14 protein-coding genes are annotated in these 18,647 nt (G+C 72.0%); 5 read left to right on the forward strand and 9 right to left on the reverse strand.

The annotated features are described in order from the left end of the window. Positions 1-52 precede the first annotated feature (52 nt). From ACZ4FH_RS13165 to ACZ4FH_RS13175, 3 genes are read right to left on the reverse strand one after another with little or no spacing between them, the layout of a single operon-like run. Positions 53-940 carry a sugar ABC transporter permease gene (locus tag ACZ4FH_RS13165; RefSeq protein WP_467304385.1) on the reverse strand — a complete coding sequence of 296 codons (888 nt, stop codon included), beginning with the start codon at positions 938-940 and terminating at the stop codon, positions 53-55. After that, positions 937-1,953, reverse strand: a complete 1,017-nt coding sequence (locus ACZ4FH_RS13170) for a carbohydrate ABC transporter permease (RefSeq protein WP_383632335.1) — start codon at positions 1,951-1,953, stop codon at positions 937-939. The genes ACZ4FH_RS13165 and ACZ4FH_RS13170 overlap by 4 nt, the downstream gene beginning before the upstream one ends. A 21-nt stretch (positions 1,954-1,974) precedes the next feature. After that, complete coding sequence (locus tag ACZ4FH_RS13175) at positions 1,975-3,252, reverse strand: extracellular solute-binding protein (protein WP_467304387.1); 1,278 nt, start codon at positions 3,250-3,252, stop codon at positions 1,975-1,977. Positions 3,253-3,656: 404 nt separating this feature from the next. Between ACZ4FH_RS13175 and ACZ4FH_RS13180 the strand changes: the two genes are divergently transcribed. Together ACZ4FH_RS13180 and ACZ4FH_RS13185 are read left to right on the forward strand one after the other, a co-directional pair. Then, positions 3,657-4,724 (forward strand): LacI family DNA-binding transcriptional regulator, encoded by a 1,068-nt coding sequence (locus tag ACZ4FH_RS13180; RefSeq protein ID WP_467304388.1) that lies wholly within the window; start codon positions 3,657-3,659, stop codon positions 4,722-4,724. Between the two features lie 108 nt (positions 4,725-4,832). Beyond that, the gene (locus ACZ4FH_RS13185; protein WP_467304389.1) at positions 4,833-5,813 is read left to right on the forward strand and encodes a phosphatase PAP2 family protein; all 981 of its coding nucleotides are present in this window, start codon (positions 4,833-4,835) and stop codon (positions 5,811-5,813) included. Here ACZ4FH_RS13185 and ACZ4FH_RS13190 read toward each other — a convergent pair. The 3 genes from ACZ4FH_RS13190 to ACZ4FH_RS13200 form a co-directional block, all read right to left on the reverse strand. Further along, positions 5,798-8,791 carry a bifunctional [glutamine synthetase] adenylyltransferase/[glutamine synthetase]-adenylyl-L-tyrosine phosphorylase gene (locus ACZ4FH_RS13190; protein WP_467304390.1) on the reverse strand — a complete coding sequence of 998 codons (2,994 nt, stop codon included), beginning with the start codon at positions 8,789-8,791 and terminating at the stop codon, positions 5,798-5,800. The two genes, ACZ4FH_RS13185 and ACZ4FH_RS13190, sit on opposite strands and share 16 nt — an antisense overlap. 522 nt (positions 8,792-9,313) lie before the next feature. Continuing rightward, complete coding sequence (locus ACZ4FH_RS13195; RefSeq protein WP_467304391.1) at positions 9,314-10,096, reverse strand: putative protein N(5)-glutamine methyltransferase; 783 nt, start codon at positions 10,094-10,096, stop codon at positions 9,314-9,316. A gap of 212 nt (positions 10,097-10,308) precedes the next feature. After that, positions 10,309-10,533 carry a hypothetical protein gene (locus tag ACZ4FH_RS13200; protein WP_467304392.1) on the reverse strand — a complete coding sequence of 75 codons (225 nt, stop codon included), beginning with the start codon at positions 10,531-10,533 and terminating at the stop codon, positions 10,309-10,311. Positions 10,534-10,658: 125 nt separating this feature from the next. Here ACZ4FH_RS13200 and ACZ4FH_RS13205 point away from each other — a divergent pair, with 125 nt between their 5' ends. Then, on the forward strand, positions 10,659-11,249 hold the full coding sequence (locus ACZ4FH_RS13205) for an acyl-CoA-like ligand-binding transcription factor (protein WP_467304394.1): 591 nt from the start codon (positions 10,659-10,661) through the stop codon (positions 11,247-11,249). Positions 11,250-11,253: 4 nt separating this feature from the next. Here ACZ4FH_RS13205 and ACZ4FH_RS13210 read toward each other — a convergent pair whose 3' ends face one another. Further along, on the reverse strand, positions 11,254-12,480 hold the full coding sequence (locus ACZ4FH_RS13210; RefSeq protein ID WP_467304396.1) for an NADH:flavin oxidoreductase: 1,227 nt from the start codon (positions 12,478-12,480) through the stop codon (positions 11,254-11,256). A 193-nt stretch (positions 12,481-12,673) separates the two neighbouring features. Between ACZ4FH_RS13210 and ACZ4FH_RS13215 the strand changes: the two genes are divergently transcribed. Continuing rightward, on the forward strand, positions 12,674-13,672 hold the full coding sequence (locus ACZ4FH_RS13215; protein ID WP_467304397.1) for an HNH endonuclease signature motif containing protein: 999 nt from the start codon (positions 12,674-12,676) through the stop codon (positions 13,670-13,672). A gap of 15 nt (positions 13,673-13,687) precedes the next feature. On the opposite strand, the gene ACZ4FH_RS13220 is transcribed toward ACZ4FH_RS13215, so the two are convergent. Together ACZ4FH_RS13220 and ACZ4FH_RS13225 are read right to left on the reverse strand one after the other, a co-directional pair. Continuing rightward, positions 13,688-14,398, reverse strand: a complete 711-nt coding sequence (locus ACZ4FH_RS13220) for a hypothetical protein (protein ID WP_467304398.1) — start codon at positions 14,396-14,398, stop codon at positions 13,688-13,690. Positions 14,399-14,407: 9 nt separating this feature from the next. After that, positions 14,408-17,965: a protein kinase domain-containing protein gene (locus ACZ4FH_RS13225; RefSeq protein WP_467304399.1), complete on the reverse strand. Its 3,558-nt coding sequence runs from the start codon at positions 17,963-17,965 to the stop codon at positions 14,408-14,410. A 196-nt stretch (positions 17,966-18,161) separates the two neighbouring features. Here ACZ4FH_RS13225 and ACZ4FH_RS13230 point away from each other — a divergent pair, with 196 nt between their 5' ends. Then, on the forward strand, positions 18,162-18,626 hold the full coding sequence (locus ACZ4FH_RS13230) for a hypothetical protein (RefSeq protein ID WP_467304400.1): 465 nt from the start codon (positions 18,162-18,164) through the stop codon (positions 18,624-18,626). Positions 18,627-18,647 lie beyond the last annotated feature (21 nt).

The raw sequence follows: 18,647 nt of genomic DNA on the forward strand, positions 1-18,647 counted from the left end.
ATGCCGGCGCCACCGTGACGGTGCGTGGGGTCGTACGGCCGTGCTGTGCGGCTCAGCCCTTGACGGCACCGGCGGACATGCCGGTGACCAGGTGCTTCTGCGCGAACAGGAAGACCAGGGCCGCGGGTATCGCGATGAGCACGGACGCGGCGGTCATCGGGCCCCACTGGGCGCCGTACCGGTTGACGAACAGCTGGAGGCCGCCCGCGAGGGTCAGGTTGTCCTCGCCGACCAGGAAGGCGGAGGCGTACGCGACCTCGCCCCAGGCGGTGATGAAGGAGTAGAACGCGGTGACGGCGATGCCGGGCTTGGCCAGCGGCAGGATGAGCCGCCAGAAGGTGCCGAACGGGGTGAGGCCGTCGACCTGTCCGGACTCGTCGATCTCGCGCGGGATGGTGTCGAAGAAGCCCTTCATCATCCAGGCGCAGAACGGCACCGAGATGGTGAGGTAGGTGATGACGAGACCGGACGGCTTGTTGAGCAGTCCCATGCTCGCCATGATGTTGTAGATCGGCACGATGAGGACGGCGACCGGGAACATCTGAGTGATCAGCAGCGTCCACATCAGGCCGCGCTTCCCGGGGAAGCGGAAGCGGCTCACGGCGTAGCCGGTGGAGGCCGAGATGATCACGCCGGCCAGCGTGGTGAGGCCCGCGACGATCAGCGAGTTGCCGAACCAGGTCAGGAACTTCGTGTTCTTGATGAGGTTCGTGTAGTTCTCGAACGTCGTGTCCTTGAAGAAGTCCGTGGTGGTGGCGAACTCGGCGGGCTTCAGCGAGGTGAGCAGGACCCACAGCACGGGGAACACCGCGATCACGGACGCGACGATCAGCGTCAGGTGCAGTGCCGTGGAGGCCAGCGGCGAACGCTCGCCGCGCAGCCGGACCTTGGCGGGGCGCGGGGCGGAATGCCGCGCGGTGGAGGTGGGTGCGGTGGTCACCAGTCGTCTCCCTGCGTGCGGAGGACTCGCCGGTAGATCGCGGCGAAGACCATCAGAAGGACGAGGATCAGCACGCCCCAGGTGGAGGACTGCGCGAAGTCGCGCGGGCTGATCTCGAAGGAGAACTTGTACGCCTGGGTGACCAGGATCTGCGTGGCCTCGCCGGGCCCTCCGCCGGTCAGCAGGAAGATCACCGGGAACATGTTGAAGGTCCAGATGGTGGAGAGCAGGACCACGGTCGTGGAGACCGGGCGCAGTCCGGGCATGGTGACGTGGCGGAAGCGCTGCCACGGGCTGGCGCCGTCCATCTCCGCGGCCTCGTACTGCTCGCTGGGGATCGACTGGAGGCCACCGAGGAGCGCGACCATCATGAACGGCACACCGAGCCAGACGTTGACGATGATGACGGAGACCTTGGCCAGGGTGGGGTCACCGAGCCAGTCGATCCCGCCGATGCCGCCGCCGGAGAGAATCTTGTTGAGCAGCCCGCGGTCCTCGTTGTAGAGGAAGCGCCAGGCGAAGACCGAGACGAAGCCGGGGATGGCCCAGGGAAGGATCAGCGCCATCCGGTAGGCGGAGCGCCCGGCGATCCTCCGGTTCAGGATGTTGGCGAGTGCCAGGCCGAGGGCGAAGGTGATGGTGACGCAGGAGACCGTCCACACCAGGGTCCACCAGAGCGTGCCGAGGAACTGCTGACCGGTGAGCGCGTCGGTGTAGTTGTCCAGGCCCACGAACTTGTACGTGGCGGGCATGTGGTTGACACCGATGGACCGCGCGACGTTGCGCTCGTTGGCGTCGGTCAGCGACAGGTAGATACCGCGGACCAGCGGGTACCCGATGATCACGCCGATCACGAGGACGACCGGGGCCACCATCGCCCAGGCGTACCAGTGCGTCGACAGGGCCCGCCGGAGCCGTCCCGGCGGCGGGGGGTTACCAGTACCGCGGCTCCGGCCGCGGGCGCTCTCGTCGCCCGCGGCCTTCACCACCGACTGGCTGGTGTGGACAGCCATCAGTCGGCCTGCCTTCCTGAGTTACTTCCAGCCCTTGAGGAGCTTGCGGTAGGAGTCACCGGTCGTCTTGACCGCCTTCTCCGGGGTCGTCTGACCGGTGAGGACCTTGGTGTACTCGGTCACCAGCGGCGCGAAGAGGCTGCCGGTCTCCGGGATCCAGGGGCGCTCGACCGCGCTCTCGACGACGGGCTTGAAGAAGCCGACGATCTCGTTGTCGACGACCGACTCCTCGGCGTAGGCGGAGGTGCGGGTCGGCAGGAGGTTGAGCTCCTTGGTGACCTGGGCCTGCGTCTTGACGGAGGTCATGTAGTCGACGAAGGCGTAGGAGGCGTCGAGGTTCTTGGAACCGGCGTAGACGGCCAGGTTGTGGCCGCCCTGCGGGGCGCCCTGGGCGGCGGAGCCGGCCGGGACCGGGGCGACGCCCAGGTTGGCCTTGTCCTTGAACTCCTTGCCGGCGTAGGTGTCGGCGACGGCCCACGGGCCGTTGATCATCATCGCGACGTCGCCGTTCTTGAACGACGCCTGCATGTTCTCCCAGCCGTCCGTGGCGTCCGTCTTGGCGGCACCCGAGTCGACCAGGTCCTTGACGACCTTCATCGCCTTGACGCCGGCGGCGTTGTCGATGGTGACGGACTTGTCGGCGGCGTTGACCATGTCGCCGCCCTCGCCGTACAGGAAGGAGAGGAACCAGTACGCGTCGTCGCCGCGCAGGTAGAGGCCGGTCTTGCCGGTCTTGTCCTTGATCTTCTTCGAGACGGTCTTCAGTTCCTCGACCGACTTCGGAACCTCGACGCCGGCCTCCTTGAAGATCTTCTTGTTGTAGAAGATGCCCATGGAGTCGATGACCTGCGGCACCGCGTACGTCTTGCCGTTGTACTTGGTGGAGGCGGCGGCCTGCTTCAGGAAGTCCTCGGGCTTCTGGAGCGCGGTGGTGCCGTCGAGCGGGGCCAGGTAGCCGAGGTCCGCGAACTCGGGCGTCCAGGCGACCTCGGAGCGGATCACGTCGGGGGCGCCGGAACCGGACTGCGCGGCGTTCTTGAACTTGTTCTGCGCGTCACCGAAGGGGACGTTGACGTACTTGACGTCGACCTTCGGGTGCAGCTTCTCGAAACCCTCGGCGATCTTCTTGAAGACCTTGTCCTCGCTGCCCGCCGTGGAGGTGTCCCACCACGTGACGGTGCCGGAGAGCTCGCCGGAGCTCTTCGAGGTGCCGTTCGAACTGTCGTCATCGCTGCCGCAGGCGGTCGCCGCGAGCGCCAGGGCCGCGACCAGGGCGGTGGCCGTTATGCCACGTCGCATCTGAACTCCTTCAACTGCCGTACCGCTCCGTCGCGGCGCCGGGTCGACGTGAACGTAACAAGGATGAAAGACGACCGAAAGAGTTTGCGGAAGATTTCTGCAAGCTCCGGTGATCGTTACATTCGCGTGTCCTCACGGTTGCCGTCAAGCCTCTTGACGGAACCGGCTACCCCCTGGCAGAAGCGCCCTACCCCGGGTGATTCCGCAGTGCGACGATCCGACCGCAGACAGCAGAGAGGGCCCGCAAGAGCTTGCAAGACGTTGCCGACGGCCCGCCGGAGTCCACCGCAAGGGGCCCGAGCGGCGCCGCCGCGACGGCCGCCCGGAGCCGAGGGCGCGGGCACCGCCGCCCGAATCCCGTGCATGGTGGGCAATCCGACCCGCTCCCGGTACAGTCCAGTGCCATGACCGCACGGCTTGCCGATATCGCCACTCAGGCGGGGGTCAGCGAAGCGACGGTCAGCCGCGTGTTGAACGGCAAGCCCGGTGTCGCCGCTGCCACCCGTGAATCCGTCCTCGCGGCGCTCGACGTCCTCGGCTACGAGCGGCCCGTGCGGCTGCGCCGGCGCAGCGCCGGTCTCGTCGGCCTGATCACGCCCGAGCTGGAGAACCCGATCTTCCCGGCGCTCGCCCAGGTCATCGGCCAGGCACTGACGCGCCAGGGCTACACCCCCGTGCTGGCCACCCAGACCCCCGGCGGCTCCACCGAGGACGAGCTGACCGAGATGCTGGTCGACCGGGGCGTCTCCGGCATCATCTTCGTCTCCGGACTGCACGCCGACACCTCCGCCGACATGGGGCGCTACGAACAACTGCGCGCCCAGGGCGTGCCCTTCGTCCTGGTCAACGGTTTCTCGCCCAAGGTGCAGGCACCGTTCATCTCGCCGGACGACCGGGCCGCGATGCGGCTGGCGGTGACCCATCTCGTCTCGCTCGGCCACACCCGGATCGGGCTGGCGGTCGGCCCCAAGCGCTTCGTCCCGGTGCTCCGCAAGATCGAGGGCTTCCACGCCACGATGCGCGAGCAGTTGAACCTCGCGGCGGACGACGTGGAGGAGCTGATCCAGCACTCCCTGTACACGCTGGAGGGCGGCCAGGCGGCCGCCTCGGCGCTGATGGAGCGGGGCTGCACGGCGGTCGTCTGCGCGAGCGACATGATGGCCCTGGGCGCGATCCGCGCCGCCCGCAGGCTCTCCCGCGAGGTGCCGCGCGAACTGTCGGTGGTCGGATACGACGACTCACCGCTCATAGCGTTCACGGATCCGCCGCTGACCACGATCCGGCAGCCGGTGACGGCCATGGGCCAGGCCGCGGTGCGCACGCTCCTGGAGGAGATCGGCGGCACGCCCGCCCCGCACAGCGAATTCGTCTTCATGCCCGAGCTGGTGGTGCGCGGCTCGACCGCCGCGGGACCCGGTGCCGGACCCGGCAGCTCCGGCGCCCCGGCCGTTCCAGGATCCCACGCGCGCTGATCCCACGCGCGTCGATCCCACGCGCGTTCACCCCCCGCAGGACGTGCGGGCCGCCCCCCGCCGGAGGATCATCAGGCGAAGGGGGCAAATCTGGCAGACTCTGTGCCTATGGGTGAATTGAGCGTGAAACCACAGGAAGGCCGGTCGAAGGCCACCCCGTCACCCATCGTGAACGAGGCGGCTGACGAGGCGAAACCCGAGCGCACCGCGTACGCGGCCCGGATCGGCAGACTTCCCGCCCGGCTCAGGTCCGGGCTGAGCGGCCCGCACTCCCCCAGGCGGCCACGGCTCTGGTTCGAAATCCTGCTCATCGCGGTCAGTTACTGGCTGTACTCGCTGGTGCGCAACGCCGTCCCGGAGCAGAAGACGGCGGCCCTCGCCAACGCCGACTGGATCTGGTCGGCCGAGCGCTTCCTGGGCATCGCGGTCGAGCAGTCCGTCAACCACGCGGTCAACTCGGTGACATGGCTGATCGTGTCGATGAACTACTACTACGCGACGCTGCACTTCGTCGTGACCATCGGGGTGCTCGTCTGGCTGTTCCGCCGCCACCCCGGCCGCTACGCCCCCGCCCGGCTGGCGCTGTTCGCGACGACCGCGGTGGCCCTGCTCGGCTACTACCTGTACCCGCTGGCCCCGCCCCGGCTGATGAACGGCAGCCACTTCATCGACACGGTCATGATCCACCAGACCTGGGGATCGATGGCCTCGGGCAACTTCAAGCAGATGTCGAACCAGTACGCCGCGATGCCGTCCATGCACATCGGGTGGTCGCTGTGGTGCGGGCTGACGGTGTTCGCCCTGGCGTCCGCCCCGTGGGCGCGGATCCTGGCCCTGGTCTACCCGGCCGTGACCCTGATGGTGATCGTGTCCACGGCCAACCACTTCTGGCTGGACGCCGTGGGCGGCATGGCCTGCCTGGCCTTCGGTTACGCGGTGTCGTACGCCTGGTACGGGGCGCTGCCGCACCACCTGCCGAAGCGGATCGCGCCGAAACCCGCCCGGCGTCCACGGCTGACGGCGGTGCGCAGGCCTCCCCGGCCCCTGCGGGACGCGCCCCGGCGCCGGGGCGCTCAGGCCGCCCCGTAGAACATCTCCTCCACCACGGCGCGCGCCCGGCGCGTGATCCGGCGGTAGTCGTCGAGCATGTCCCCGACGTGCCCGGCCTCGTAGCCGAGGTAGCGGCCCACGGCGGTCAGCTCCCTCGGCACGGACGGGAAGGTGTCGCCGGGCCGGCCCCGGACCAGCATCACGGCGTTGCGCACCCGGGTCGCCAGCACCCATGCCTCGTCCAGCGTCCGGGCGTCCTCGCCGGAGATCAGCCCGGCCGCGCAGGCCGCGGCCAGCGCCTCGCGGGTGCGGGTGGTGCGCAGCCCCGGCTCGGCCCAGCCGTGCCGCATCTGGAGCAGCTGCACCGTCCACTCCACATCGCTCAGCCCGCCGCGCCCCAGCTTGGTGTGCAGGGTCGGGTCGGCGCCGCGCGGCAGCCGCTCGGACTCCATGCGGGCCTTGAGCCGGCGGATCTCCCGGACGGCATCCTCGCCCAGCCCCTCCGCCGGATACCGCAGCGGATCGATCAGGTCGACGAAGTCGCGGCCCAGGTCCGCGTCGCCCGCCACCGGCTGGGCGCGCAGCAGCGCCTGGCTCTCCCACACCAGCGACCAGCGCCGGTAGTACGCCTCGTACGACTTCAGGGTCCGCACCAGCGGCCCGTTCTTGCCCTCGGGGCGCAGATCGGCGTCGATGAGCAGCGGCGGGTCCGCGGTGGGCAGCTGGAGGAGCCGGCGCATCTCGGCGACCACCCGGTTCGCGGCCCGGCCGGCCTCCTGCTCGTCGACGCCCTCCCGGGGCGCGTGGACGAAGAGCACGTCGGCGTCGGAGCCGTAGCCCAGCTCCTGGCCGCCGAAGCGGCCCATGCCGATCACGGCGAAGCGGGTCGGCAGGGTGTCGCCCCACTCCGCGCGGACGGCGGCGCGCAGCGCCCCGGCGATCGTCACCGCGTTCAGATCGGTGACGGCGCCGCCGACCCGGTCGACGAGCGCCCCCGGGTCGGGTTCGGCCGGGTTCTCCTCGGTGCCGTAGGAGCCGATGAGGTCGGCGGCGGTGGTGCGGAACAGCTCGCGCCGGCGCACCCCGCGGACCACGGCGACCGCCGATTCGGCGTCGTCCGCGCGCCCGACGGCGGCCAGCACCTCCTGTTCCAGGTTCTCCCGGCTGCGGGGCGTCAGCCCCTGCGGGTCGCCGAGGAGCGCGACGGCCTCGGGGGCCCGCATCAGCAGATCCGGGGCGAGCCGGCCGGCCGACAGGACCCGGGCCAGGTTCTCCGCCGCCGCGCCCTCGTCGCGCAGCAGCCGCAGGTACCACGGGGTCTTGCCGAGGGCGTCGGACACCTGGCGGAAGCCGAGGAGCCCGGCGTCCGGGTCGGCGGAGTCCGCGAACCAGCCGAGCAGCACCGGCAGCAGGGTGCGCTGGATGGCGGCCTTGCGCGAGACGCCGGAGGACAGGGCCTCCAGATGGCGCAGGGCGGCCGCCGGGTCCTCGTAGCCGAGCGCTTCCAGACGGTGCGCGGCGGCCTCGGTGCTGAGCCGGGACTCCCCCGGTGCCAGCTGGGCCACGGCGTCGAGCAGCGGACGGTAGAAGAGCTTCTCGTGGAGCCGGCGGACCGCGGAGGCGTGCCGCCGCCAGGCCTGGTTCAGCTCGGTGACGGGGTCGGTGCGCAGCCCCAGCGAACGGCCGATCCGGCGCAGGTCCGGTTCGTCCTCGGGGACGAGGTGGGTGCGGCGCAGCCGGTAGAGCTGGATGCGGTGCTCCAGGGCGCGCAGGAAGCGGTAGGCGTCGTCGAGCTGGGCGGCGTCCACCCGACCCACGTAGCCGCCCGCCGCGAGCGCCCGCAGCGCCTCCAGCGTCGATCCGCTGCGCAGGGTGGCGTCGCTGCGGCCGTGCACGAGCTGGAGGAGCTGGACGGCGAACTCGACGTCGCGCAGTCCGCCGGGCCCGAGCTTGAGCTCGCGGTCGACCCGGTCGGCGGGGATGGTGTCCACGACGCGGCGCCGCATCTTCTGCACGTCGGAGACGAAGTTCTCGCGTTCGGCGGCCTGCCAGACCAGCGGGGAGACCGCCTCCACGTACTCGGCGCCCAGCTCGGGGTCCCCGGCCACCGGCCGGGCCTTGAGGAGCGCCTGGAACTCCCAGGTCTTCGCCCAGCGCTGGTAGTAGGCCAGATGCGAGGAGAGCGTGCGCACCAGGGGCCCGTTGCGGCCCTCGGGGCGGAGGTTGGCGTCCACGGGCCAGATGGTGCCCTCGACCGTGGTGTCGGAGCAGATCCGCATCATGTGGGCGGCGAGGCGGGTGGCTGCCTGCATCGCGGAGCTCTCGTCGGCGTCCCCGGCCGGTTCGCCGACGAAGATGACGTCCACGTCGGAGACGTAGTTCAGCTCGTGGCCGCCGCACTTGCCCATCGCGATGACCGCGAGCCGGCAGCGCGCGGCGTCGGCGGGCTCCGCCGTGCGGGCGATGGCGAGGGCGGCGCGGAGTGTGGCGGTGGCCAGATCGGCCAGCTCGGCCGCGGTCTGGGCGACGTCCGTCGTGCCGCACACATCGCGGGCCGCTATGGCCAGCAGGCACCTGCGGTAGGCGACGCGCAGCGCGTCGGGGTCGGCGGCGTCGGCCAGCTCCCGTTCGAACTCGAGGACGCCGGGGTGCAGATCGGCCGCCTCGTACGTGACGAGCGCCTGCCAGTCGCGCGGGTGGCGCGCCAAGTGGTCCCCGAGCGCCTCGGACGCCCCGAGCACACCCAGCAGCCGGTCCCGCAGGGGTTTGGCCGTGACGAGCGTGTCCAGCAGGACCTGCCGTTCGGCGGGCTCCTCGGCCTCGACGAGCCGGACGAGGCCGCGCAGCGCCAGATCGGGGTCGGCGGTGGCGCCGAGCGCTTCGAGCAGGACGGGGTCGGAGCGTACGGAGGAGAGGTCGGGCAGTTCGAGCAGCCGCTCGGCGGCGGACGGGTCGGTGAATCCGTGCCGCAGCAATCGGGTGAACGTGCTGCTCCTGCGCCCCGGCAACGTCGTCATTCCGTGCTCTCCTGCTCGCCGCCCGATCACCTTCCAGCCTTCCGAGCCTAGCCGGGTGCGGATGCTCTCGCGGGGTGCGCGGTCCGTTTTCCTTGCCCCGGTCCGGGGCGAGGGGTTCCGTCCTCAATCGCCGGACGGGCTGGTGTGTGCGGGTTCCCCGCGGGGGTGCGCCTCTGCTCGGTGGGTGGGGGTCCGGGGTCCCTCCGGGGAGACTCCTCAAACGACGAACGTGCGGGCCCGACGCATACGTACCCCGGTCTGTGTTCGTCGTTCTGCGGGGACTCCCCTGCACGCCCCCGAACCCGGCCGTCGCGCGTCTGCGACCGCGTGATTCACCGGCGGAAAGACGCAAAACCGGCCCGGGTGGGGGCGTGCAGGGGTGTCCCCGCAGGAAATGGCGTACGACCCGAGTCCTTTACGTACCCGGGTGAACACGCCATTTCTGAGGAGTCACCCCGGAGGGACCCCGCCCCCACCCACCGGACATAGGCGCACCCACTTAGGCACCCCAGGACGCCCCCGCTACCGCGTCCCGATAACAACAGTCGCGTACCACTCCTCGGAGGTGACCACGCGCGGGACGAGCCCGCCGGCGCCAACGGTCTCCTCGGCGCGTGCGGCCTGGCGTTCGCTGGTCTCGACGAGCAGGCTGCCGCCGGGGGCCAGCCACCGGGGCGCCTCGGCGGCGACGCGGCGCAGCACGTCGAGGCCGTCGCCGCCGCCGTCGAGGGCGACGAGCGGTTCGTGGTCGCGGGCCTCGGCGGGCAGGAGGGGGACGTCGTCCGTGGGGACGTACGGCACGTTGGCGAGGAGCACGTCGACGCGTCCGCGCAGGGAGCGGGGCAGGGGGGCGAAGAGGTCGCCCTCGTAGACCCGGCCGCGGGGGCCGAGGTTGCGCCGGGCGCAGCGGACGGCGGCGGGCTCGACGTCGGCGGCGTGCAGTTCGATGTCGCTCCGCTGGGCGGCGAGGGCCGCGCCGAGGGCGCCCGTACCGCAGCAGAGGTCGACCACGACGGCGGCGTCGGGGGCGAGGTCGACGGCTTGGCGGACCAGGAATTCGGTGCGGCGGCGGGGTACGAAGACGCCGGGGTCGACGGCGATCCGGAGTCCGCCGAACTCGGCCCAGCCGAGGACGTGTTCGAGGGGGTGTCCGGCGACGCGGCGCCGGGTCATGGTGCCGAGTTCGGCGGGGGCGGCGGCGGTGGCGGCCAGGAGCGAGGCCTCCTCCTCGGCGAACACGCAGCCGGCCGAGCGCAGCGTGGTGACGAGGGCGGAGAGGTCGTGCGGGGACAGGGGGACCGGCATGGAGCGGTGCCTTTCGGAGAACGCCGAGGGGTGCTCCGGGCCGGACACGCCCTAGAGAGGGCCGGCCGCGCGCTCGTGGGAGGGGAGCACCCGCGCTGATACAGCGGTGATGGGTCCCACCTCCTTCGGTACGCCCCGTGCGGGGACGGCGTCACCCCCGGTTTCCGGGGATGCGAAACACTACCGCAGCCGGGGCCGCCGTAATACGGGGTTCAACGTTTGCGGGGTGTCCAGTCGTTGCCGCCGTCGATGAGGCGGTTGTGCACGGCGATCGACTTGTTGGCCGCCTTGATCTCGCGGATGTCGGCGCTGTGCTGCCGCTCGATCTGCTGGCCGTCGAAGTTCTCCGTACGGCGGCGGTGCTTGAGCGACACCCGCACGATCAGGAAGACGATCGTGGCGAGCAGAATTCCGAGCACGACAAGTACGTCAGTCATCGGCCGTCCCCCGTTCACGGCACGCTCCGACGCGGCGGCCGTACGGCCATTCTCCTTGATCGCGGTCCAGGAGTCCACTGCTCGGACGCGAGGGGGGCCCTGGCCGACCAGCGGATAATGGGGCCATGGAGCGCGCTGTGGGACTGCGGGAACGCAAGAAGCAAGCCACCCGGCAAGCCGTGCACGAGGCGGCCCTGAGGCTGACCGTGGAACTGGGCTTCGACCAGGTCACGGTGGAGGCCGTCGCGGACGCGGCCGGGATCTCCCGCCGGACGTTCTCCAACTACTTCGCCGGCAAGGAGGACGCGCTGCTGCACGGCGAGGAGCAGCAGATCCGGGAGCTGGTGCGGGCGGTGCGCGAGCGGCCGCGGGAGGAGGACGCGTGGCCGGCGCTGCGCGCGGCGGTGGCCCTCTTCGCGGAGCGGGTCCCGCCCCCGGAGCGGGAGTGGGCGGTGCGCACCCGGCTGGCGATGGGGCATCCCTCGCTGCTCGCCCGTCAGCTGGCCAATCACGCCGCGATGGAGCGGGATCTCGCGGACGCCGTGGCGGGGCGGGGCAGCGGTACGGGCGCGCCGGTGCGCCCGCTGGTGCTCGCGGCGGCGTTCCTGGCCGCGCTGCGGATCGCGATGCGGATCTGGATCGAGGAGGATCTGGCCCGGGAGCCGGCCGAGGTGATCGACGAGGTCCTGGAGGAGATGGGCCGCGCCTTCGGGTGACGGGTCAGGGGGCGGCGGGACCGGGGTTCCGCGTGATCTCCGGGCAGTGGGTCCGGGTGTAGATGGTGGGCATGCAGCGGTTGCAGTGGATGCACTGCGAGCGGGTGGCGGCGTCGCGGCGGATCCGGTGCAGCAGATCGGGTTCGCGCAGCAGGGCGCGGGCCATCGCGACGAACTCGAAGCCCTCGGCCATGGCGTGGTCCATGCCGGTGCGGTCGGTGACGCCGCCGAGGAGGATCAGCGGGAGTCCGAGGGCGGCCCGGAACTGCCGTGCGTCGTCGAGGAGATACAGCGGCCGGTAGGGGTAGGTGCGGAAGAACCGGTTCCCCGAGGCCCGGATGGCGAGCCGCTGGGGCAGTGGGAAGTTGGCGGCGAACTCGCGGACGGGGGCGTCGCCCCGGAAGAGGTACATCGGGTTGAGCAGGGAGCTTCCGGCGGTCAGTTCGAGGGCGTCGACGCTGCCGTCCTCCTCCAGCCAGCGGGCCACCTGAAGGCTCTCCTCCAGGGCGAGTCCGCCGCGTACGCCGTCCTTCATGTTCAGTTTGGCGGTGATGGCCAGCCGGTCGCCGAGTGCCTCGCGCACGGCCCTGGTCACCCGGAGCGCGACGGTGGCGCGGGCGCGCGGGGAACCGCCGAAGGCGTCGGTGCGGTGGTTGAGCCGGGGGCTGAGGAAGGCACCGGCGAGGTAGTTGTGGCCGAGGTGGATCTCCACCGCGTCGAACCCGGCCTCGGCCGCGAGCAGCGCCGCCTCGGCGTGGGCGCGCACGACCCGGTCGATGTCCTCGGCGGTGGCGGCCCGGTTGCGGCGCATGCTCAGCGCGTTGAACCCGGCCATGGGGGCGAGCGAGGGCGCGCCGTTGGACCGCCCGTCGGCGACGGGTCCGGCGTGCCCGAGCTGGGCGCAGACGGCGGCCCCGGTCCCGTGCACGGCCTCCGTCAGCCGCCGGAGCCCCGGAAGCGCCTCGGGCCGCATCCACAGCTGCCGCCGCTCGGTCCGTCCCTCGGGCGCCACCGCGCAGTACGCCACCGTCGTCATCGCGACCCCGCCCGCCGCGGGCCGCAGGTGGTAGTCGATCAGCTCCGGCGTCACCAGCGCGTCCGGCGTGGCCCCCTCGAAGGTCGCCGCCTTCAGCACCCGGTTCCGCAGCCGCAGCGGCCCGAGCCGGGCGGGCGCGAGCACGTCCGGCACCGCGCGGTCGTTCCCGTCTGCCGTTTCCGGTCCGGTCACCATGGCGCGCAGCATGACATGGATCTGACGAATAGTCAGCAACCGTGCGGGGCCGTCGAGGGGCGTCGTCGCGGAACCGCCGGGGGCGTCGTGGCCGGGCCGTCGGGGACGCTGTCGCGGGGCCGCCGGGGTCCGGTTGTCAGTGCCGTCTGTCAGGCTCGTCCGTGCACATCACCACCGTGGCCGAGGGGGGCACATGGCCAGGCGCACACGCCAGCAGGCGCGTGGACGGAAGCGGACCGGGGGCGGCAAGGGTCTCGCGATCTACCACGACATGAAGGTGTACGAGAACTTCGAGCGCTCCGCCCAGCGGATCTTCGCGTGCGTCCGGCAGGCGCAGGAGACGTCGCCTGGTGCCCCGCGCTTCCTCTACATCGACATCCAGGGCCACCGCAACGAGGCGGACGGCTTCGATCACGACGCGCACGAGCTGATGCGGGACTACGCGATGGGTTTCCTGCTCCCCTACCTCACGGAGGTGCACACCCCGCTGCTCTCCGTGCGCAATCCGGAGCCGCAGCGCGACGACGTCCCGCACGTCCTGGGGATCAACCACCCCACCGACGGCTCGCCGTTCGGATACGACGGCAACGCGCTCGGCATCAGACCCCGCGAGACGCGCCCGGCCGAGCGCAGGACGCCGCCCACGGTGCGGGCCATCGCCCGCTACCTCGGGATGGAGGAGGCGTGCTGTCTGGTCTGCTGGAGCAGGACCGTGGAGCGTGCGCATGTGGTGCCGAAGGCCCTGGGCGGCTCGATGGACGTCCGGAATTTCGCCCTGCTCTGCCCCGACCACCACGCGGAGGCGCCCGATGTGGCGGACGCCGAGAGCTTCTGGGCCTGGGTGGACTACGCGGAGCTGCGGGACAGCCCGGCCAAGTGGAGCGCCGCCCCCGAGGAGCTCAAGGAGTTCCTGCGCACGCACCACGTCCGCGTGGACCGGGAGCCCCGTGAGCCGCTGTCGTTCTTCTCCGCGGTGAAGGAGGAGCTGAGGTCGCTCTACGGCTGGAAGGAGGACGACCTGCGGGCGGCGGACTGGTCGGAGCTGATGGACGAGTTCCACCGGGTGCTCGACACGGCGACCGGGCGGCACTTCTCCATCGAGAAGAAGGTCTCCACCCATGCCTGGGCCTACGACATCGCGCTGCGCCGGATCCGCGACGAGGGGGACGCGATCGTGCGCGCCACCGCGTGACGGATCCGGCACGCCTCAGTTCTGGTTCACCGGCCACACCGCCGCCGGATCGCAGTGGTCCGGACAGGCCAGCAGATAGACCTCGTTGCCGAGGAACAGGTTGTACGTGTCGGCGCCGACGCTGTACGGCTGCTCGGGAAGGCCGGGGTGGACCTCGAACTCCATGTCCTCGGGGACCTGGCACAGGTAGACCAGACCGGCCCCGCAGGCGCAGGTGTGCTCCTCGGGGTCCTGTGCCCAGGACGGGGTGCCGCCGACCTTGAAGGTCTGCTCTCCGAGGCCCCGGGCGCTCGGGGTCTCCGTGTACGGGCGGAGCGTGAGCCGTCTGGCCCGCACGGAGGGCTCACGCTCCTCGGTGGGGTGGGAGGCGTCGCGCTGGAGCAGGACGCGCCAGAACGGGCCGGGGTAGGGGTCCTGCGGGGCGTCCCAGTAGCGGGGCACCAGGCGTCGGCCCTCGTAGGAGGCGTCGGTGGCCTCGTTGTGGTCCCGGCAGTGGAAGACCAGGAGGTGGTCGCCGCCGAAGTGGGCGATGTCCTCGGGCACGTCGAGCTGGAAGAAGAGCGCCAGCCGTTCGCCGCAGAAGCAGGCGGGCCATTCCTGCCCGGGGTCGAGGAAGGGGTGGCCGCCCAGGGAGTTCCGGGCGGGGACGTCCAGCGGTCCGTCCCCGGTCTCGATGGTGTGGGCGGGCAGCGCGACCCGCGTCGGGCGTATCTCTGTCTCCGGCATCCGGTCACCCTAGAGGGTGTCGGCCGGGGCGTCCTCGGGTGCGTCCGGGACCACGAGTTCCCAGTCGAGCTGCCACACCCGCAGGACGCCGTCCATGGTGCGCGCGACCGCGAGCCGGGCGTCCGGGGTCATCGTCAGGTCGGACAGGCCGGAGGTACCGGCGTGGGAGTCGAAGGCGCGCAGACGGCGGCCGGTGGTCACGTCCCAGGCCAGCACGTGGGTGCCGATGTCGCCGGAGAGGGCGAAGTCGCCCTCGGCCGTGACGGCGAGCTCTCCGCAGGACCGGTCCTCACCGAACGCGCGGACCGCGGTCCCGGTGGCGACGTCCCAGACCTGGACGGTGTCGTAGTTCACGCCCATGCCGCCCGCGACGAACAGCTGCCTGCCCCCGTCCGCGAAGCGCAGCCGCGCCGGGTTCCAGCGCTGGAGGTTCCGGTGGGCCCGTGCATCGGTCAGGGTGTGCAGGACGGTGCCGTCGACGGCGTCGAGCAGGTCGACACCGCGCTCGTCGGCGACGGCGATCGTGCGGCCGTCGGGGGCGGCCGCGACGGTCCTCTGCCGCTGGCCCCTCGGCGTCTCCACGGTCCGGTCGATCCGTCCGTCGCGCAGGTTCCACCACCGCACGGCGTGCGGCGCGACGACGACCGCGTGGCGGCCGCCGGGGAGCAGACAGGCTCCGACGGGCTGGTGTTCGCCCAGGTAGTCGGGCATCCCGGACGCCAGCGTGCGCAGGCACTTCCCCGTGTCGGTCCGCCACAGGCGCACCGTCCCGGCGCTGTCGGCGGTCAGCAGCCGGCCGTGCTCCTCGCTCAGGTCGACTTCGAGCACATGTCGGGTGTGGCCGGCGAACTCCCGTATCAGCACCCCGGTGCCGACGTCCCACAGCCGCACCGTCTCGTCCCAGCTGCCGGTGACGAGCAGCCGCCCGTCGGCGGACAGGATCACGGGCCCGCTCGTGGAGCCGGGGTGGGTGAACTCGCGTACGGGCCAGGCGCCCCGCAGGCGGCCTCGGCGGATGTGCCGGGCGAGGTCGCCCCAGGCGGCCATCACCCGGGGGGCCCGTTCGTACCCCGTGGTGGCCCGCACGGCTTCGAGCCGGGCGAGGGCGACGTCGTACCGCCCCGAGGTCCGCGCCTCCTCCGCCTCGCCGAGCAGCGTGTCCACGCGGTCCCCGAGCCGGCTCACCTCCGCGTGGCGGCGCGGTTCGCTCAGCCGGGGCGGGGCGGTGTAGCCGCCCGGCAGCGACCAGGCGCGGACCGTGCGGTCGGCGGAGGCGGAGACCAGGGTCCGGCCGCCGTCGGTGAACGTCAGGGCGGTGACGTCGCGTTCGTGCCCGCGATAGGTCCGCAGACAGCGCCCGGTCTCCGTCTCCCAGAGCCGGACACCGTCGTACGCGCGCCCGGCCGAGGCCAGCAGCCGGCCGTCCGGCGAGAAGGCGACGGCCCGGTCGCCCGAAAAGCCGGTGAGGGTCCGCAGACGGCGTCCGGTCTCCGCGTCCCACATCACCAGCGTGTGGACCGTACTCGTCGCGGCGCGGCGGCCGTCCGCCGAGAGGTGCAGGACGTCCGGCATGTTCGCGTGCCCGGCCAGCTCGTGCAGGCACCGGCCCGAGGGGACGTCCCAGACATGGGCGGCGAAGTCACCCGCCTCCACGGGGACATGGCCCTTCTCCTTGTCCCAGTGCGTGGCGATCACCCGGTTCCCGTCGGCGGTCACCGCCACTCCCCCGCCGTCCAGATGGCCGGGGAAGACGCCCCGAAGCCGCCCGTCACGCGTGTCCCAGACCCGGACCGTGCCCCGCCCGTCCACGGCCACGGCAGTACGCCCGTCCGGGGTGAGGGCGACGGAGCGCCGGGCCGGATCACGCGGAATGCGCGGCGGCCTGGCCGTGTCCAGGATCCTGGGCTCGCCCCGGAACAGGGGGGTGCCGAGGACCGGCCGGGCCGGAAAGCCCCGGGACAGGTTCCAGAAGCGGACCACCCCGTCGGCCGCCAGCGACAGCGCGTGCCGGCCGTCCGGGGTGAGGGCGACCCCCTCCACCTCGCGGCGGTGCCCCCAGAGCGTCTTCACGCACCGCTCCCGGTGCACGTCCCACAGGCGCAGCGCGCCGTCCGGGCAGCCGGTGAGCGCGATCCGGGCGTCGCGGGCGAGCGCCAGCGGCAGCGACTCCTGCTTCCAGGGCCGCTTCGTTCCGAGTCCGGGCAGGATGTCCAGCGGGCCGCGCGGCAGCGGCAGTTCCCATCGTCCGGTGAGCGTGGCGTGCGCGGCGGTCCCGGTCCGGGCGGCGTCGAGTGCCGCTTCGGTCTCCCGGTCCTCCGGCCGCGCGCGGGCCGTCTCCTCCAGCAGTGCGCGGGCACCGTCCAGTTCGCCCCGCTCCAGCTGCACCTGGGCGAGGAGCCGACGCGTCTCCACCGTGTCGCCGGTGTCCCGGCGGACGCGTTCGATCCGCGTGATCGCCTCCTCGTCGGTGCGCCGGCCGCGCCGCCAGCGCAGCAACTCGTCGTTGTAGAGGGCCGGTACGTGGCGCGGGTCGGCGTCCAGGGCCGCCGCGAACGCCTCCGCCGCATCGTCGGCGCGGCCCAGGTCGAGGAGCGACAGCGCGCGGTTGTTGAGCTCGTCGGCCCGCAGTTCCGCCGCCACGGGCAGGGGCCGGGGATACGGGGAGCCGGCGCACACCTCGTAGATGTCGGTGAGCACATCGGCGATGTCCGCCATCGACGGCGGCCGCCCGGCGGCCTGCGGGCGCAGACAGCGCCGCAGCAGATGGGCGAGTTCCGGGGGCGCGGAGACCGGGTTGCCGGATGCGGCCAGGAAGTCGTCCAGGGCGAACGCGGCGACCGACCCGAACTGCCAGCGCACCCCGCCCGTCACCATCTCCAGCACCGAGACCGCGAAACTGTGCACATCGCTGCGGCGCCCCACGGACTGTCCGGCCAGCTGCTCCGGCGAGGCGTACGCGAGCGTCATCCCGCCCGTCGGCACCAGCACACTGGACTCGGGCTCCCAGCCCAGCACCCGGTTCCCCGCCGTGGGCATCCCGTACTTGGACCGGGCCAGCCCGAAGTCGGTGATCTTCGCCGTCCCCGCCCGGTCCAGCAGTACGTTCGCCGGTTTCACGTCCTGGTGCACCAGCCCCGTCCGGTGGGCGTGTCCGAGCCCCCACGCCATCTGCACCGCGATGTCCAGCACCCGCCGCAACGCCTCGTCCGCGCCTCCCGCGTACAGGCGCCCGTCCCGTATCCACGCGGCGAGGCTCCCCCCGTCCACGTACTCCGCGAACACCCGGGGCAATCCGTCGATCACGCGCACGTAGTGGCAGGCGCAGACGTTCGGATGCAGCCCCAGCGACACCCAGGTCTCCGCCTCCCGGACGAACAGCTCCTCGTCCCCCGGGTCCCGCACCGCCTCCGGCCTCGGACTCTTCACCGCCATATCGGTGCCCCACACCAGATGCCGCACCCGGTGCACGACCCCCATCCCCCCGCGCCCCAGCTCCCCGAGCACCCGGTACCGGCCGTCGACGGTCGAGCCCAGCTCCCAGGAGGCGTGCGCTTCAGGTGAGTTCACGTGGTCCCCCGGGGGCCGGCACGACAGCGGAACGGCCGTCAGTATCCGCCGCCGCGCGAGCGCCTGTCGACGCGGGCCGGTCGGGGTCTGCTCCTCCGATGGCATCCGCCGCCCGACCGGAACAGGGCTGGGGTGCCCTTCGATGCCCCCGGAGGGGTTCTGGTGCCGGACTCCGCCGCCTCGTAGGGTCCGGGCCATGGACTGGACAGCACTGATCGCCACGTTGGTGGGCGCGGTCATCGGCGTGGGCAGCACACTCGCCACAGACCGGGTGCGCTGGCGACGGGACGCACGCGAACGCGACCGAGAAACCGTCCGCACGGTGTCCGCGCAGTTCCTGGAAGCCCTGACCGGGGCCCGTGACGCCATAAGCGATGCCAGCGGATCGGCGGACGCGCCCGCCGCGGAACGGGCCGAGCGGGCCCGCTCCAGCATCCTGACCCACAACGTGCACGCGAAGCAGTACCAATTGGAGCTGCTGGCCGACCCGGTGGTGGCCCGGCTCGCCCGGGAGGCCGCCCACCAGCTGCTGCTCTACCGCGATGCGGTGGCCGACGGGCATCTGCGCGAGGATGCCGCGTGCACCCGGGCACGGAGAGACTTCCGGGAGGCTCGCCAGAAGCTCATGACCGCCATGCGGTCCTCACTGACCCGTCCCTGACAGCACCCGCTCACAGTGCGC

The organism is Streptomyces sp. NPDC024555 (genome assembly GCF_055559335.1).

What these genes read in the sequence shown, in the direction of transcription:
- ACZ4FH_RS13210 (WP_467304396.1), bottom strand. Translation starts at nt 12,480, where the DNA reads ATGGTGACCGGACCGGAAACGGCAGACGGGAACGACCGCGCGGTGCCG.
- ACZ4FH_RS13200 (WP_467304392.1), bottom strand. Translation starts at nt 10,533, where the DNA reads ATGACTGACGTACTTGTCGTGCTCGGAATTCTGCTCGCCACGATCGTC.
- ACZ4FH_RS13195 (WP_467304391.1), bottom strand. Translation starts at nt 10,096, where the DNA reads ATGCCGGTCCCCCTGTCCCCGCACGACCTCTCCGCCCTCGTCACCACG.
- ACZ4FH_RS13205 (WP_467304394.1), top strand. Translation starts at nt 10,659, where the DNA reads ATGGAGCGCGCTGTGGGACTGCGGGAACGCAAGAAGCAAGCCACCCGG.
- ACZ4FH_RS13215 (WP_467304397.1), top strand. Translation starts at nt 12,674, where the DNA reads ATGGCCAGGCGCACACGCCAGCAGGCGCGTGGACGGAAGCGGACCGGG.
- ACZ4FH_RS13180 (WP_467304388.1), top strand. Translation starts at nt 3,657, where the DNA reads ATGACCGCACGGCTTGCCGATATCGCCACTCAGGCGGGGGTCAGCGAA.
- ACZ4FH_RS13220 (WP_467304398.1), bottom strand. Translation starts at nt 14,398, where the DNA reads ATGCCGGAGACAGAGATACGCCCGACGCGGGTCGCGCTGCCCGCCCAC.
- ACZ4FH_RS13190 (WP_467304390.1), bottom strand. Translation starts at nt 8,791, where the DNA reads ATGACGACGTTGCCGGGGCGCAGGAGCAGCACGTTCACCCGATTGCTG.
- ACZ4FH_RS13170 (WP_383632335.1), bottom strand. Translation starts at nt 1,953, where the DNA reads ATGGCTGTCCACACCAGCCAGTCGGTGGTGAAGGCCGCGGGCGACGAG.
- ACZ4FH_RS13175 (WP_467304387.1), bottom strand. Translation starts at nt 3,252, where the DNA reads ATGCGACGTGGCATAACGGCCACCGCCCTGGTCGCGGCCCTGGCGCTC.
- ACZ4FH_RS13230 (WP_467304400.1), top strand. Translation starts at nt 18,162, where the DNA reads ATGGACTGGACAGCACTGATCGCCACGTTGGTGGGCGCGGTCATCGGC.
- ACZ4FH_RS13185 (WP_467304389.1), top strand. Translation starts at nt 4,833, where the DNA reads ATGGGTGAATTGAGCGTGAAACCACAGGAAGGCCGGTCGAAGGCCACC.